This is a genomic window from Cellulosimicrobium sp. KWT-B, assembly GCF_002127155.1.
Classification (GTDB): Bacteria; Actinomycetota; Actinomycetes; order Actinomycetales; family Cellulomonadaceae; genus Cellulosimicrobium; species Cellulosimicrobium funkei.
Genome location: NZ_NEDO01000004.1, coordinates 35,112 through 51,040, shown reverse-complemented (window position 1 = coordinate 51,040; position 15,929 = coordinate 35,112). Strand labels below are relative to the sequence as shown.

The 15,929-nt window shown below is 74.1% G+C and carries 11 protein-coding genes; 8 read left to right on the top strand and 3 right to left on the bottom strand.

The window, feature by feature from the left end:
• The first annotated feature begins 28 nt into the window (after nucleotides 1–28).
• The 3 genes from B9L22_RS13085 (at nucleotide 29) to B9L22_RS13075 (ending at nucleotide 4,512) form a co-directional block, all read left to right on the top strand.
• Nucleotides 29–1,081: a hypothetical protein gene (locus tag B9L22_RS13085; protein WP_086150728.1), complete on the top strand. Its 1,053-nt coding sequence runs from the start codon at nucleotides 29–31 to the stop codon at nucleotides 1,079–1,081.
• A 168-nt stretch (nucleotides 1,082–1,249) separates the two neighbouring features.
• Entirely contained in the window at nucleotides 1,250–2,038 is a 789-nt protein-coding gene (locus tag B9L22_RS13080) for an HAD family phosphatase (protein ID WP_086150727.1), read from the top strand.
• Nucleotides 2,035–4,512: a glycoside hydrolase family 65 protein gene (locus B9L22_RS13075; RefSeq protein ID WP_086150726.1), complete on the top strand. Its 2,478-nt coding sequence runs from the start codon at nucleotides 2,035–2,037 to the stop codon at nucleotides 4,510–4,512. Before B9L22_RS13080 ends, B9L22_RS13075 begins: the two co-directional genes overlap by 4 nt.
• 93 nt (nucleotides 4,513–4,605) lie before the next feature.
• On the opposite strand, the gene B9L22_RS13070 is transcribed toward B9L22_RS13075, so the two are convergent.
• Nucleotides 4,606–6,819: a prolyl oligopeptidase family protein gene (locus tag B9L22_RS13070; protein ID WP_086150725.1), complete on the bottom strand. Its 2,214-nt coding sequence runs from the start codon at nucleotides 6,817–6,819 to the stop codon at nucleotides 4,606–4,608.
• Between the two features lie 206 nt (nucleotides 6,820–7,025).
• On the opposite strand from B9L22_RS13070, the gene adhE reads away from it, so the two are divergent.
• From adhE to B9L22_RS13055, 3 genes are all read left to right on the top strand, one after another.
• A complete protein-coding gene (gene adhE, locus B9L22_RS13065; RefSeq protein ID WP_086150724.1) occupies nucleotides 7,026–9,770 on the top strand; it encodes a bifunctional acetaldehyde-CoA/alcohol dehydrogenase in 2,745 nt (914 codons plus the stop codon).
• Nucleotides 9,771–9,986: 216 nt separating this feature from the next.
• Nucleotides 9,987–10,208: a helix-turn-helix domain-containing protein gene (locus B9L22_RS13060; RefSeq protein WP_031315411.1), complete on the top strand. Its 222-nt coding sequence runs from the start codon at nucleotides 9,987–9,989 to the stop codon at nucleotides 10,206–10,208.
• A gap of 64 nt (nucleotides 10,209–10,272) precedes the next feature.
• The gene (locus B9L22_RS13055; RefSeq protein ID WP_143317300.1) at nucleotides 10,273–10,662 is read left to right on the top strand and encodes a hypothetical protein; all 390 of its coding nucleotides are present in this window, start codon (nucleotides 10,273–10,275) and stop codon (nucleotides 10,660–10,662) included.
• Between the two features lie 7 nt (nucleotides 10,663–10,669).
• Here the strand turns inward: B9L22_RS13055 and B9L22_RS13050 are convergent, their stop codons facing one another.
• Nucleotides 10,670–11,395, bottom strand: a complete 726-nt coding sequence (locus tag B9L22_RS13050) for a response regulator transcription factor (protein ID WP_031315413.1) — start codon at nucleotides 11,393–11,395, stop codon at nucleotides 10,670–10,672.
• A complete protein-coding gene (locus B9L22_RS13045; protein ID WP_086150722.1) occupies nucleotides 11,392–12,615 on the bottom strand; it encodes a sensor histidine kinase in 1,224 nt (407 codons plus the stop codon). The genes B9L22_RS13050 and B9L22_RS13045 overlap by 4 nt, the downstream gene beginning before the upstream one ends.
• A 195-nt stretch (nucleotides 12,616–12,810) precedes the next feature.
• Here B9L22_RS13045 and B9L22_RS13040 point away from each other — a divergent pair, with 195 nt between their 5' ends.
• Nucleotides 12,811–13,392 (top strand): M15 family metallopeptidase, encoded by a 582-nt coding sequence (locus tag B9L22_RS13040; RefSeq protein WP_081896044.1) that lies wholly within the window; start codon nucleotides 12,811–12,813, stop codon nucleotides 13,390–13,392.
• A 62-nt stretch (nucleotides 13,393–13,454) separates the two neighbouring features.
• On the top strand, nucleotides 13,455–15,902 hold the full coding sequence (ligA, locus tag B9L22_RS13035; RefSeq protein ID WP_369824831.1) for an NAD-dependent DNA ligase LigA: 2,448 nt from the start codon (nucleotides 13,455–13,457) through the stop codon (nucleotides 15,900–15,902).
• Nucleotides 15,903–15,929: the final 27 nt, after the last annotated feature.

The following is a 15,929-nucleotide window of genomic DNA, read 5'->3' as shown; positions in this document are numbered from 1 at the left end:
CGCGCGAGGCGGCGCGCGGGGGTGCGGCATGACCGCGGTGAGCGGGCTCGGGCCGTGGCCCGGCGGAGAGGGCGCGGACGTCCTCGAGGCGCAGCTCACGGTGCTCGGCGACCTCGCCGACGTGCCGACGGGCGTGCGGGGCGTGCCGTTCCTCGTCCAGCTCCCGGGCCGCGGGCCCGGGGCCGACGCGACGGGGCGGACGGCGGCGCTGCTGCCCGGGCTGCCCGTCGAGCTCGGCCCCCACGGCTGGAAGCTCGCGGACCACGGCGGGGCGGACCTGCGCCGCGCGGAGGCGTACCTGCGCGAGGACGTGGAGGCGCTCGCCATCGCGGGCGCCGGGTACGCGGGGCCGCTCGCCGTGACGGTCACCGGGCCGTGGACGCTCGCCGCCGAGGTGTACCTCGCGCGCGGCGACCGCGTGCTGTCCGACCGCGGCGCGGTGCGCGAGGTCGTCGAGGCGCTCGCCGCGGGCGTGGCCGAGCACGTCGCGCAGGTGCGCCGCCAGGTCCCGGGGGCGGACGTCGTCGTGCAGGTGGACGAGCCGCTGCTCGCGCAGGTGGGCGCGGGCGTGCTGCCCACGTTCTCGGGCTACTCGCGCCTGCGCGCCGTCCCCGGCCCGGACCTCGTGGACGGGCTGCGCCCGGTGCTCGACGCCGCGCGCGCCGCGTCCGCGTCGACGGTCGTCCACGTGGGGCCCGCCTGGGTGGGCGTCGCGCCGGTCGTCCTCGCGGGCGCCGACGCGGTCGGCCTGACGCTCGGCGCGTGGGACGAGCGGTCCTGGGAGACGGTCGCGCGCGCGGTCGAGCGCGGCGTGCGCCTCTGGGCCGCGCTGCCGCCCGCGAAGGTCTCGCAGTGCGCGGGGCCGGCGCTGGGCGAGCTCGCCGACCTCGTCAGCGTGCCGTGGCGTCGCATCGGGCTCGGGCTGCCCGCGCTCGACGACGTGACGCTCCTCGGCGCGCCGCGGTCCGGCGTCGGCGGCGGCCCCGGTCGCGGGGTCGCCGGCACGCCCGACGAGCACCGCGCGCTGCTCGCGAACCTCGGCCGCGTCGCCGACGTCCTGGCCGAGCGCGCCCACGCCTGAGCGTCGCCCGGACACGCCCTGAGCGCTTTCCGCGCACGGCTCAGGGTGCGTACGCTTGACCTCGCGCGACGGTCACGACGGCGACGTGCGGACGGCCGTCCCGCGGCCTCCGGACGGCGCGGGAACGGCCGGGCGCAGACCCTCGTCCCCCCACCGCGAAGGATCTCCATGCCCGTCCTGCGAGCCGTGCTGTTCGACCTCGACGGCGTCCTCACGCCGACCGCCGAGCTCCACATGCGCGCCTGGGAACGGCTGTTCGCGCCCTACTGCGCCGCGCACGGCCTCGCCCCGTACACCGCCGCGGACTACTTCGCGTCGATCGACGGGAAGCCGCGGTACGACGGCGTCGCGACGTTCCTCGCGTCGCGGGGCGTCACGCTGCCGCGCGGCGAGGTCACGGACGCGCCGGGGGAGTCCACCGTGTGCGCGCTCGGCAACCGCAAGGACGAGATCGTCAACCGCATGTTCGCCGAGGAGGGCATCGCGCCGTACCCGGGCTCGGTCCGGTTCCTCGACGCCGTGACCGCGGCGGGCGCGGCGGTCGCCGTCGTGTCGTCGTCGCGGAACACCCCGGCCGTCCTCGCGGCGGCCGGGCTCACGCACCGGTTCGCGGTCGTCGTGGACGGGAACGTCGCGGCGCGCGAGCACGTCGCCGGCAAGCCCGCACCGGACACGTACCTGTACGCGGCGCAGCTGCTCGACGTCCCCGCCGCGGAGGCCGTCGTCGTAGAGGACGCGCTGTCGGGCGTGCAGGCCGGTGCGGCCGGCGGGTTCGGGCTCGTGCTCGGCGTCGACCGCGGGGTGGGCGCGGACGCGCTGCTCGCGCACGGGGCCGACGTCGTCGTGGCCGACCTCGGCGAGCTCGACGCGACGGTCCTCGACCGTCCCCGCGCGGCGACCGCCGACGTCGCCCGTCCCGCCGTGACCGCCCCCGCCGACGAGGAGGCGGGCGCGTGATCCGCCGGACCGCCGACGAGCGCGGCACCGTCGACCGCCTGCGCTTCCCGGCCGACCCGTGGCGGCTCGTCGAGTCGCAGTTCTCCGCGGAGGACCTGGGCGTCACCGAGACGCTGTTCGCCGTCGCGAACGGCTACCTCGGCATGCGCGGCAACGTCGAGGAGGGCCGCGAGTCCCACTCGCACGGCACGTTCGTCAACGGCTTCCACGAGACGTGGCCCATCCGGCACGCGGAGGAGGCGTACGGCTTCGCGCGCGTCGGGCAGACGATCGTCAACGTCCCGGACGCCAAGGTCATCCGCCTCTACGTGGACGACGAGCCCCTCCTGCTGCCCGTCGCGGACCTCATCGACTACGAGCGCTCGCTCGACCTCCAGGACGGCGTCCTGCGGCGCGAGCTGCTGTGGCGCACGCCGTCGGGCAAGCGCGTGCAGATCCGCTCGCAGCGCATGGTGTCGTTCGTCGAGCGCCACCTCGCGGTCATGACGTTCGAGGTCACGCTCCTCGACGCGGCCGCGCCCGTCGCGATCTCGTCCCAGATCCTCAACCGCCAGGACGGCCAGGACGAGTACCACGTGCGGTCCGCGTCGCTGGGGGAGGGCTTCGACCCGCGCAAGTCGAACCAGTTCACCGGGCGGGTGCTCCAGCCGCAGACGCAGTTCGGCGACGACGAGCGCCTCGTGCTGTCCTACCGCTGCACCAACTCCGGCATGACGCTCGCCGTCGCGGCCGACGACCTGCTCGAGACCGAGAACGAGTGGGACGTGCGCACGCTCGCCGAGGACGACCTCGCGAAGCACGTGTTCCGCGTGCACGCCGAGCCCGGGCGGCCGATCCGGCTCACCAAGCTCGTCGCGTACCACACGTCGCGCGGCGTGCCGTCGCGCGAGCTCGTCGACCGCTGCCGGCGCACGCTCGACCGGGCGCGCGAGACCGGCGTCGAGGCCCAGCTCGCGCTCCAGCGCGAGTGGCTCGACGACTTCTGGGCGCGCTCGGACGTCGAGATCCCCGGCCAGCCGGGCGTCCAGCAGGCCGTGCGCTGGAACCTGTTCCAGCTCGCGCAGGCCACGGCCCGCGCCGAGGGCAACGGCGTCCCCGCGAAGGGCCTCACCGGCTCCGGGTACAGCGGGCACTACTTCTGGGACACCGAGATCTACGTCCTGCCGTTCCTCACGTACACGAGCCCGCGGTACGCGCGCAACGCGCTGCGCTTCCGCTACCAGATGCTCGACGCCGCCCGGCGCCGCGCCGCGGAGCTGTCGCAGAAGGGCGCGCTCTTCCCCTGGCGCACGATCAACGGCGAGGAGGCGTCCGCCTACTACGCGGCCGGGACGGCGCAGTACCACATCGACGCCGACGTGAGCTACGCGCTCGTGCAGTACGTGCGCGCGACGGGCGACGAGGACTTCCTGCGCCGCGAGGCCGCGGACATCCTCGTCGAGACGGCGCGCATGTGGGAGGACCTCGGCTTCTGGCGCGCCAACGGCGACGACAACTTCCACATCCACGGCGTCACCGGGCCGGACGAGTACACGACCGTCGTCAACGACAACCTCTTCACGAACGTCATGGCGCGCTTCAACCTGCGCGCCGCGGCGTACGTCGTCGAGCGCATGAAGGCCGACCACCCCGAGGACTACGCGCGTCTCGTGGACCGGCTCTCGCTCGGCGCGTACGAGGCCGCGGAGTGGGTCCGCGCGGCCGACCACATGTCGATCCCGTACGCCGAGAGCATCGGCATCCATCCGCAGGACTCGCACTTCCTCGAGCGCGAGATCTGGGACCTCGCGCACACGCCCGAGGACAAGCGGCCCCTCCTGCTGCACTACCACCCGCTCGTCATCTACCGCTACCAGGTGCTCAAGCAGGCCGACGTCGTGCTCGCGCTGTTCCTCCAGGGGCAGCACTTCAGCGCCGAGGAGAAGCTCGCCGACTTCGAGTACTACGACCCGTTGACCACGGGCGACTCGACGCTCTCGGGCGTCGTGCAGTCCATCGTCGCGGCCGAGGTGGGGTACCACGAGCTCGCGCTCGAGTACTTCGTGTCGTCGATCTTCGTCGACCTCGCGAACCTGCACGCCAACGCGTCCGACGGCGTGCACGTCGCGTCCGCGGGCGGCACGTGGTCCGCGCTCGCGTACGGGTTCGGCGGCATGCGCGACTCCGAGGGCGACCTCACGTTCGACCCGCGCCTGCCCCAGGAGTGGGAGTCGCTCACGTTCCGCGTGCAGTGGCGCGGCTCGCGGCTGCGCGTCACCGTGCTGCCCGACGCGATCGAGCTCGACGCCGAGACCGGCGACGGCGCGCAGGTCGTCGTGCGGGGCGAGCAGGTGAAGGTCGTCCCGGGCGAGGTCACGCGCGTCGCGCTCGACGGCCAGGGCCCGGTCAGGCCGGGCCGCCCGAGCCTGCGCGCCCTCTCCGGCAACCGCCGCGAGGACGGCACCCTCATCACCGCGACGGTGCCGCACTCCTGAGGCTCGCCCGCACCTCGCCGACCAGGTGGTCCTGGCGCGTCCGGTCTCGCGGACGCACCAGGACCACCTGCTCGGCCCGGCGGGAGCGCCCGGTCAGCCGAGGTGCTCGGCGAGGAAGCGGTAGTGCACCGCGGCCATGTGCGCGGCCTGGGCGTTGTTCGCGGCGCCGCCGTGGCCGCCCTCGACGTTCTCGTAGTACGTGACGTCCTTGCCCTCGCCGAGCATCTTCGCGGCGAGCTTGCGCGCGTGGCCCGGGTGGACGCGGTCGTCCTTCGTCGACGTCGTGAACAGCACGGGCGGGTAGTCGCGCTCGGGGTCGAACAGGTGGTACGGCGAGAACGTGCGGATGAACTCCCACTGCTCCGGGTCGTCCGGGTCGCCGTACTCCGCGGCCCACGACGCCCCCGCGAGGAGCTTCGTGTAGCGGCGCATGTCGAGCAGCGGCACGCCGACGATGACGGCGCCGAACAGCTCGGGGTACTGCGTGAGCATGTTGCCGGCGAGCAGGCCGCCGTTGGAGCGGCCCTCCATCCCCAGGTGCTCGGGCGTGGTGATCCCGCGGGCGACGAGGTCGCGCGCGACGGCGGCGAAGTCCTCGTAGGCGCGGTGCCGGTTCGCCTTGAGCGCGGCCTGGTGCCAGGCGGGCCCGTACTCGCCGCCGCCGCGGATGTTCGCGACGACGTAGACGCCGCCCTGCGACAGCCACGCGCGGCCGAGCGCGCCGGAGTACGCGGGCGTGAGCGAGATCTCGAAGCCGCCGTACCCGTACAGGAGCGTGGGCGCGGTGCCGGTCCCGGTGCCGCCGTCGCCCGCCCCCGCGACGAGGTCCGCGCGGCCCACGACGAAGTACGGCACGCGCGTGCCGTCGTCGGACGTGGCGAAGTGCTGCGCGACCGTCATGCCGTCGGCGTCGAAGAACGCGGGGTTGGACTTGACGACCTCGGGCGCGCCCGCGTCGCCGGGGTGCTCGCCGAGCGACAGGAGCGAGAGCGTCGTCGGCGTGAGGTAGTCGGTCGTGACGAGCCAGAGGTCGTCGGTGTCGACGGGGTCGACCGCCCCGACGGCGACCGTGCCCAGCGCGGGCAGGCCCGGGATCTCCGAGCGCACCCACGGCGCGTCCGCGGCCTCCTGCCCGACGGCGCCCCCGGCGTCCGGCGGCGTCAGCACGTGCAGCCGGTTCTTCACGTCGTCGAGCACGTTGACGACGAGGTGGTGGCGCGTCCACGTGGCGCCGGCGAGCGACGTCGTCGCCGTCGGCTCGAAGAGCACGGTGAAGCCGCGGTCGCCCGCGAGGAAGTCGTCCAACCGGGCCGCGAGGAGCGACCCGGCGCGGTACGTCGTGCCGCCGACGGTCCAGTCGTCGCGCAGCTCGACGAGCAGCCACTCGCGCCGCACGCCGACCTCTGCGGAGTCGGGCACGTCGATCTTCGTCAGGCGCTGCTCGGGCGTGCCGGTGCGCTCGGCGAGGTAGAGCTCGTCGGAGTAGAACGCCTTGGAGCGGTGCACGAAGTCGCGCTCGAACCCGGGCGTGTGCGAGCGCCAGGCGGAGATGTACATGTCCTCGTCGGTGCCCTCGTAGACGGTCACCGCGGCGTCGAGCGGGGTGCCGCGCGTCCAGCGCTTGACCACGCGCGGGTACCCGGACGGCGTGAGCGTGCCCTCGCCGAAGTCGGTGAAGACGTAGACGGTGTCGGCGTCGATCCAGCCGAGCGAGCCCTTGGCCTCGGCGCGGTGGAAGCCGCCGTCCTCCGGCGCGACGAACCGCTTCTCCACGAGGTCGAACTCGCGCGTGACGTCGGCGTCGGAGCCGCCGGGGGAGAGCTCGACGAGCGCGTGCCGCCACGGCTCGCCCGCGGCGAGCTGCTCCGGCGTCGGGCGCAGGACGCTCGCGCCGTGCCAGACCCACGACTCGCCCTCGGCCGCGGCGAGCGCGTCGAGGTCGAGGACGGTCTCCCACTCCGGGTCGTCGGTGCGGTAGGACTCGAGCGTCGTGCGCCGCCAGACGCCGCGCTCGTGCTGCGCGTCGCGCCAGAAGTTGTAGTACCGGTCGCCGATCTTCGAGACCTCGGGGATCTTAGCGTCGGAGTCGAGCACCTCGCGGATCGCGCGCTCGGTCGCGGCGAACTCGTCGGCGGTCTCGAGCGTGTCGGCGACCTCGGCGTTGCGGGCGCGGACCCAGGCCAGCGCCTCGTCGCCCTCGACGTCCTCGAGCCAGAGGTACGGGTCGTGGGGGGTGCCGTCCGGTCGGTCGGTCGCGGCGCGGCTCTCGGTCGCGGGCGAGGGGCTCGTCGTCTGCTCGGCGGTCATGGTCACCCACCCTACGGCGCGCTGGCCGCGGTGCGGAGGTCACGAGGAGGCGGGGACCTTCGGCCCGCATCGGGGCCGGACCCTTGTGGGGACGCGCGGCTTGTGAAAACCTTCACAAGTAGAGAGACCGCCGAAGGAGCCGGGGCATCCCGGCCCCGGCACACCCGCGGCCGACGCCCGGCGAGGTCGGGCACCGGAGGGGACGCATGAGCGCGAAGAGCGCCAGCACGAAGGTCGAGAACCGCACCGAGGACACCCGCACGACGCACGAGATCGACGTCCTCGTCGAGCGGGCCCGCAAGGCGCTCGACCAGTACATGAGCCTCACGCAGGAGGACGTCGACCGGATCGTCCTCAAGGCGTCCGTCGCCGGCCTGCACCAGCACGGCCACCTCGCGCAGATGGCCGTCGCCGAGACCGGGCGCGGCGTCTTCGAGGACAAGGCGACGAAGAACATCTTCGCCTGCGAGCACGTGCCCAACTCGATGGCGAACCTCAAGACGGTCGGGGTCATCGGTCGCGACGAGCTCACGGGCGTCGTCGAGATCGCCGAGCCCGTCGGCGTCGTGTGCGCCGTGACGCCGGTGACGAACCCGACGTCGACCACGATCTTCAAGTCGCTCATCGCGCTCAAGACGCGCAACCCCGTGGTGTTCGCGTTCCACCCGAGCGCGCAGCGCTCGTCGGTCGAGGCGGCCCGCATCGTGCGCGACGCCGCGGTCGCGGCCGGCGCGCCCGACGACTGCATCCAGTGGGTCGAGCACCCGTCGATCGAGGCGACCAGCACGCTCATGCACCACCCGGGCGTCGCGCTCATCCTCGCGACGGGCGGCAACGGCATGGTCCGCGCGGCCTACTCGGCAGGCAAGCCCGCCCTCGGCGTCGGCGCGGGGAACGTCCCGGCCTACGTCGAGAAGACCGCCGACCTCGGCCGCGCGATCAACGACGTGGTCATGTCGAAGGCGTTCGACAACGGCATGGTGTGCGCCTCGGAGCAGGCGCTCATCCTCGACGACGTGATCTACGACGACGCGATGCGCGAGCTCGCCCGCCTGCACGCCTACCGGGTGACGCCCGCCGAGAAGGCGATGCTCGAGCGCCTGATCTTCGGGGTCGAGGCGAACGGCACGAACTGCGCCGGGGCGAAGCTCAACCCGAAGGTCGTGGGCAAGTCGCCGGTGTGGATCGCGCGCGAGGCGGGGTTCGAGGTCCCCGACGACACGTCGATCATCCTCGCCGAGATCGACGACGTCGGCCCCGACGAGCCCCTGAGCCGCGAGAAGCTCACGCCCGTCCTGGCCGTCCTGCGGGCGCGCGACACCGAGCACGGCGTCCGCCTCGCGGAGCGCATGGTCGAGCTCGACGGCCTGGGCCACTCGGCCGCGATCCACACGTCCGACGAGGCGCTCGTCGAGCGCTACGGGTCGCGCGTGAAGGCCGTGCGCGTGCTGTGGAACAGCCCGACGTCGCTCGGCGGCATCGGCGACATCTACAACGCGCTGCTCCCGTCGCTCACGCTCGGCTGCGGCAGCTACGGCGCGAACTCGGTGTCGAACAACGTGTCGGCGGTCAACCTCATCAACGTCAAGCGGATCGGGCGGCGCAACAACAACATGCAGTGGTTCAAGGTGCCCGCCAAGACGTACTTCGAGCCGAACTCGATCCAGTACCTCGCCCAGATGCGCGACGTGCACCGCGTCACGATCGTCACCGACAAGGTCATGAGCCGCATCGGCGTCGTCGACCGCGTGCTCGACGTCCTCGCCCGCCGCGAGGAGAAGGTCGCGATCCAGATCATCGACGCGGTCGAGCCCGAGCCGAGCGTCGGCACCGTGAACCGCGGCGCCGAGTCGATGCGCGACTTCGAGCCCGACACGATCATCGCGATCGGCGGCGGGTCGCCGATGGACGCCGCCAAGGTCATGTGGCTGCGGTACGAGCACCCGGAGATCGAGTTCTCCGACATGCGGGAGAAGTTCTTCGACGTGCGCAAGCGCGCCTACAAGTTCCCCGAGCTCGGGGGCAGGGCGAAGCTCGTGTGCATCCCGACGTCGTCGGGCACCGGCGCGGAGGTGACGCCGTTCGCGGTCATCACCGACCCGGAGACGGGCTTCAAGTACCCGCTCGCGGACTACGCGCTCACCCCGACCGTCGCCATCGTCGACCCCGTGCTCACGGACACCATGCCGGCGAAGCTCGCGGCCGACTCGGGCTTCGACGCCCTCACGCACGCGACCGAGGCGTTCGTCTCCGTCTACGCGAACGACTTCACCGACGGGCTGTGCCTGCAGGCGATCAAGATGGTCTTCGAGCACATCGAGGACTCGGTCACGCAGGGCGCGGCGGCCCCGAAGGCCCGCGAGAAGATGCACAACGCGGCGACCATCGCGGGCATGGCGTTCGGCTCGGCGATGCTCGGCATCGTGCACGCCATGGCGCACACCGTGGGCTCGACCTTCCACCTCGTGCACGGGCGCACCAACGCGGTGCTCCTGCCGCACGTGATCCGCTACAACGGCCAGGTGCCCACGAAGCTCACGAGCTGGCCCAAGTACGAGCGCTACGTGGCCCCGGAGCGGTTCCAGGAGATCGCGAAGCACCTCGGGCTGCCGGCCTCCACCCCGGAGGAGGGCGTCGAGTCGTACGCGAGGGCGGTCGAGGAGCTGCGCGCCAAGGTGGGCATCGAGGCGACGTTCGCCGCGCAGGGCGTCGACGAGCGGGCGTTCATGAGCCGCCTGGACGACCTCGCGCTCCGGTCGTTCGAGGACCAGTGCGCCCCGGCGAACCCGCGGATGCCGGTCCTGGAGGACATGCGCGACATCCTCGTCGCGGCCTACCGCGGCAGCAGCCGCGAGGTCGTGCGGGCAGAGCGTCTCGCGGCCCACGAGGGCGCGAGCACCGAGGACGGGCAGGCGGCGACCCCGCCTGCCGGGAGCGTGGTGGCCGGCTGACCCTTCCCGGCCCCACGAAACCCGGAGCCCGACGGCGCGAGTCCCCTTCCGCCGTCGGGCTCCGTCGTGTGACGGGAGGGCCCGCAGTGTGCTATCTATGAGTAGCACGCGTCGCGCGGGCGCCCCTCGCGGAGCGGGGGGAGGGGGTCGTTCGAGAACGGGGTGATACCGATAAGTCTGTAGACCGAGGAGTAGCGCTGGGTGACGGTTGCACGCGTGCAAGGAGATCTGCAGCGCGCGCTGGGTGAGAACCTGCGGACCCTCCGGGTCGGCCGCGGGATGAGCCAGGAGGACTTCGCCGAGTTCCTCGGCGTCCACCGGACCTACATGGGCGGGGTCGAGCGCGGGGAGCGCAACCTGACCCTCCGCTCGGTCGAGAAGCTCGCCGAGCGGCTCGACGTCGACCCCGTCTCGCTCCTCCGTCCACCGCCTTCGTAACGGCGCGGTCCGGCGTGTCGGACGCCCCCGGCATCATGGTCCCGTCGCCGGGGAGGTGATCGGCATGACCGACGTGCTCGACAGCACGACAGGGGGATCAGCAGTGTGGGCTTCGCCGCTCGGGAGGCCGTCCTGGCAGGTGGACGACTGCCCGCCGTGGTGCGTGGCCGTCCACGAGGAGAGCGACCACCCGCACGACCGCAAGCACCTCGGCCCGGAGCTCACGGTGCCCGCCACGACCCTCGCGGCGCACGCGTCGCCGGACGGCGTGCACCGGGACGAGCGGTCGGCGTCGGAGCTCGTGGTGTCGCTCCACCGCAGGGACGGGTCGCGCGACACGTGGGTCTACGTGGGCGACGGGTTCGAGCAGCGCCTCGAGGTGCTGCTCGGCGACATGTGGCGCATCGTCGAGGCGTTCGGGCACGCGGTCGAGGGCCTGCCCCCGGAGGCGTGAGCCGGGCTCAGGCCGTGCCGCCCGGCCGCACGAACCCGGCCTCGTACGCGAGGATCACGAGCTGCACCCGGTTCGTCAGCCCGACCTTGGTGAGCAGCGACCGCACGTGGCTCTTCACGGTCGCCTCGGTGAGGTGCAGCTCCGCCCCGATCTCGCGGTTCGACAGGCCGCGCGCGACCGCGAGGAGCACCTCGCGCTCGCGCGGGGTCGCCGCGTCGAGCCCGGTGACCGCGGACCCGGTCTCGACGGCGTCGGAGGCCGCGAGCGGCGCCTGCCGGGCGAGCTCGACGTAGGTCGAGATGATGCGGCCCGTGACCGCCGGGTCGAGCAGGGAGTCGCCGGCGTGGACGCGGTGCACGGCGTCGACGAGCGACTGCGGGTCCGCGTCCTTGAGGAGGAACCCGGCGGCACCCGCGCGCAGCGCGCCGTAGACGTACTCGTCGTCGTCGAACGTCGTGAGGACGAGCGTGCGCACCGCCGCGAGCTCGGGGTCGGCCACGATGCGCGCGGTCGCCTCGATGCCGTCCAGCCGGGGCATGCGCACGTCCATGAGCAGGACGTCGGGGCGCAGGGCGCGCGCCATGGCGACCGCCGTCTCCCCGTCCCCGGCCTCGCCGACGACCGTGACGTCGGGTTCGTTGTCGAGGATCATGCGCAGGCCCAGGCGGATGGTCGCCTGGTCGTCCACGACGACGACGCGCACCGGCGTCGTGCCCGTGCCGGGGGCGCTCACGCCGCCGCCCGGGGGACTCGCGCCTCGACCGTCCAGCCGCCGCGCCCGTCCGGCCCGGCGGACAGCGCGCCCCCGGCCGCGAGCGCCCGTTCGCGCATGGAGGTCAGGCCGTGGCCCTGCCGCCCGTCGGTGCTCGGCAGCGGCGGTCCGGGGTCGTGGACGCGCAGGCGCAGGTCGCCCGCACGGTCGGTCAGCGTCACGGTCACGTCGTGGGCGAGGGAGTGCAGCAGCACGTTGGTCAGGGCCTCCTGGGCGATGCGGACGACGGCGAGGCCGGACTCGGCGCTCGTCGCGGGCCACGGGTCGGGGAGCGTGAGGTCGACGGCGCGCCCGGCGTCGCGCAGGCGGCGGGCGGCCGCGCGCAGCTCGTCCGCGGCCCGGTCGCCGTCGGGTGTCGGGGCGAGGGCCGCGGTGCCGCCGTCGGCCTCGGTGCCGCGGCGCAGCACCTGCACGACGGACCGCATCGCGGTGAGCGCCTGCTTGCCCTCGTCGGCGATCCACCGCACGGCCTCGGCCGGCGCGTCCGGGCGGTTCGCCGCGACGCGGTCCGCCGCCTGGGCGCGCACGACGATCGCCGACATGTGGTGCGCGACGACGTCGTGCAGCTCGCGCGCGATCCGCGTGCGCTCGGCGAGCACGGCGCGCTCCGCGAGCTCGGCCTGGAGCTCCTGGAGCTCGGCGTTGCGCTCGCGCAGGCTCTCGGACGTGAGGGCGAGGCGGCGGAAGAAGTACCCGGCAGCCACGGCGACGAGCACGAGGGCGAGCGCGAGGACGACGTCGGAGGGGGAGTTCGCGACCCAGAGCTCCTCGACGAAGAAGGGTCGGGGCGGCAGGACGAGGCCCGGGCGACCCGCGAGCTGCAGCGCGAACGCCGCGAGGCCGGCGCCGACCGTCGCCAGGACCGGCGGCACCGCCCCGGACCGGGTCGCCGCGAAGGCCGCGATCATGAGCGGCACGAGCTCGAACGGGGTCTGCATGATCCAGGGGATCGCGAGCGGGTAGAGCGTGACGGTGCCCCAGAACAGCGGGCCGGGCGCGACGCGCCGCAGCGCGAGCGCGAGCACGATCCCCAGCCCGGCGATCCGGTACGAGTCGGGGAAGCGCGGGTACCAGTAGTCGCCGCGCTCCATGACCATGACCACGGTGAACCACACGGCGCCCGCGACGAGCGCGGTCGCGAGGTCCTGCGCCCACACGGGCAGGCGGGTCGGCTGGGGCACGCGTCCACGGTAGCCGGGGCGGGTCGTGCGCGGCACCGCCCCGGGAGGGAACCCGGCCCGTGCCGCCTCCGCCCCAGGGCGGAACGAGGTCGGGCCGGGGGCGGACGCTCCCCGCCCGGCTGCACCGCACGGCGGGGCCGAGGAGTCGCCGTCGGGTCGATGTGGCGCGAGGTCGCCGCGGGCGAGCCTCGTCCCATGACCACGACACCCCTGCGCCCCACCCCGCCCGCCCGCCACGTCCCGGGCCCTCGCGGCCCGCGGCGCGTCGCCCGGACCGTGCTCGGCGTCCTCGCCGTCGGTGCGCTCGGCGCGGCGGGCGCGCTCACGTACCTCACCGTGACGACGCACGACGGCGACGCCGTCGCCGACCCGTCGCCCACCCTGCGCCCCCAGACCGCGACCGGGCTGGACCCCGAGCTCGAACGCCGCTTCGACGAGGCGCGGGCCGCCGCCGACGCCGAGGGGGTCGAGCTGACGCTCACCTCGGGTTGGCGCACCGCGGCGGAGCAGGAGCAGCTCGTCGAGGCGGCGCTCGAGCGCTACGGGTCGCCCGAGGAGGCCCACCGGTGGGTGCTCCCGCCCGAGACCTCGGAGCACGTCGCGGGCCTCGCGATCGACGTCGGGCCGACCGACGGCGCGCTGTGGCTCGGCGAGCACGGCCCCCGGTTCGGCCTGTGCCGCACGTACGCGAACGAGATGTGGCACTTCGAGGCCGCGACGGAGCCGGGCGGGACGTGCCCGCCGATGCACGAGGACGCCTCGCACGGCTGGGGGTGAGGGCCCGGCCGGGGCGCGGTCCGGGGGCGGCGGATGTGGGCGGTCCGCGCGATGATGTGCGGGTGAGCGAGAGCACCCCCGCGACGTCAGCGCCGACCCCCCCGACCCCGACGGACGAGGACGTGCCCGCGGCGTCGTCCGCCGCCGAGCTCGACGAGGCCGCGGCGCAGCGGCGCTGGGCCGAGCTCGTCGCCCAGGTCGAGGCCGACCAGCGGGCCTACTACGAGGAGGACCAGCCGGTCTCGTCCGACGCGGAGTACGACGCGCGGATGCACGAGCTGCAGGCGCTCGAGGCCGCGCACCCCGCCCTCCAGACGCCCGAGTCGCCCACGCAGCGCGTGGGCGGCCGGGCCGCGGCCGGCTTCGCGACCGTCCAGCACCTCGAGCCCATGCTCTCGCTCGACAACGCCTTCAGCGCCGAGGACCTCGCCGCGTGGGCGGCGCGCGTGCACCGCGACCTGGGCGTGGCCGCGGACGCCGAGGTGGACTACCTGTGCGAGGTCAAGATCGACGGGCTCGCCATCGCGCTGCTCTACGAGAAGGGCCGTCTGGTGCGGGCCGCCACGCGCGGCGACGGGCGCACGGGCGAGGACGTGTCCGCCAACGTGCGGACGATCCCGAGCATCCCGCAGCGCCTCGCCGGCGACCCCGCGACGCACCCCGACGTCATCGAGATCCGCGGCGAGGTGTTCATGGGCGTCGCGGACTTCGCCGCGCTCAACGAGAAGCTCGTCGCCGCGGGCCAGGCGCCGTACGCGAACCCGCGCAACACCGCGGCCGGGTCGCTGCGCCAGAAGGACCCGGCCGTCACCGCGAGCCGCAACCTGCGCATGTACGCGCACGGCGTCGGTGCGCTCCAGTGGGAGGCCGGCGAGCACGCCGAGCTCGCGCGGCAGTCCGACGCCTACGCCCTGTTCGAGCAGTGGGGCGTGCCGGTGTCGCCGCACAACCGGGTCGTGCACGGGCTCGACGAGGTCATGGAGCGCATCGCCTACTTCGGCGAGCACCGGCACGACATCGAGCACGAGCTCGACGGGATCGTCGTCAAGGTCGACGAGCTCGCGCTCCAGCGGCGGCTCGGCGCCACGAGCCGCGCGCCCCGGTGGGCCATCGCCTACAAGTACCCGCCCGAGGAGGTCAACACGCGCCTCCTCGCGATCCAGGTCGGCGTCGGCCGCACGGGCCGCGCGACCCCGTACGCCGTCATGGAGCCGGTCAAGGTCGCGGGCAGCACGGTGCGCCAGGCGACCCTGCACAACCAGGACGTCGTCCGCGCGAAGGGCGTGCGCATCGGCGACATGGTCGTGCTGCGCAAGGCGGGCGACGTCATCCCCGAGATCCTGGGCCCGGTCGCGGCGCTCGCGGACGACGGCTACCCGCGCGAGGACTTCGTCATGCCCGCGGACTGCCCGGAGTGCGGCACGCCGCTGCGGCCCATGAAGGAGGGCGACGTCGACCTGCGCTGCCCCAACGCCGAGTCGTGCCCCGCCCAGGTGCGCGGCCGCGTCGAGCACATCGGTTCGCGCGGGGGGCTCGACGTCGAGGTGCTCGGCGAGGTGACGGCGGCCGCGCTCACGCAGCCGCTCGAGCCGGCCGAGCCGCCGCTGCGCACGGAGGCCGGGCTGTTCGAGCTGAGCGTCGAGCAGCTCGTCCCGATCCGGGTCGTCGTGCGCGACTCCGAGACCGGGCTGCCGCGCGAGTACGACGGCACGGGCGAGCCGGCCGAGATCACGATGCCCGACGGCTCGACCGCGACCGTGAAGTCCGTGTGGCCGTTCCGGAAGAAGCGCAAGCTGTCGAAGGCCGCGGAGCGCGAGGCGATCGAGGCGGGGGAGCCGCTCTTCGAGGCGTCGACCAACGCGACGAAGCTCGTGGAGGAGCTCGAGCTCGCGAAGACGAAGGACCTCTGGCGCATCCTCGTCAGCCTGAACATCCGGCACGTGGGCCCGGTCGCGGCGCGTGCCCTCGCGGACTGGTTCGGCTCGCTCGACGCGATCCGGACCGCGTCGCGCGACGAGCTCGCCGCGGTCGAGGGCGTCGGGCCCGTGATCGCCGACCAGGTCGTCGAGTGGTTCACCGTCGGCTGGCACGTCGAGATCGTCGACCGCTGGCGGGCGGCCGGGGTGCGCTTCGAGATCCCCGACCACCCCGGCCCCGGCGCGCGTCAGGAGCCGACCGGTCCGCTCGCCGGGCTGACGGTCGTCGTGACGGGGTCGCTCGAGGGGTTCAGCCGCGACGGCGCCAAGGAGGCCGTCATCGCGGCGGGCGGCAAGGCGTCCGGGTCGGTCTCGAAGAAGACGGACTACGTCGTCGTCGGGGCGAGCGCCGGCTCCAAGGAGACGAAGGCGCGCGACCTCGGGCTGCCGATCCTCGACGAGGAGGGCTTCGTCGCGCTCCTCGCCGGAGGGCCCGACGCGGTGGCCGACCGCCTCGGTGCGGGCCCGGTGTCGGACGGCGCGGGCGACGCCCCGGCCGCGGACGGCAGGGGAGAGCCCGGCGCGGACGGCTGAGCCGCGCGTCGGGCCGGGCGCCTACGA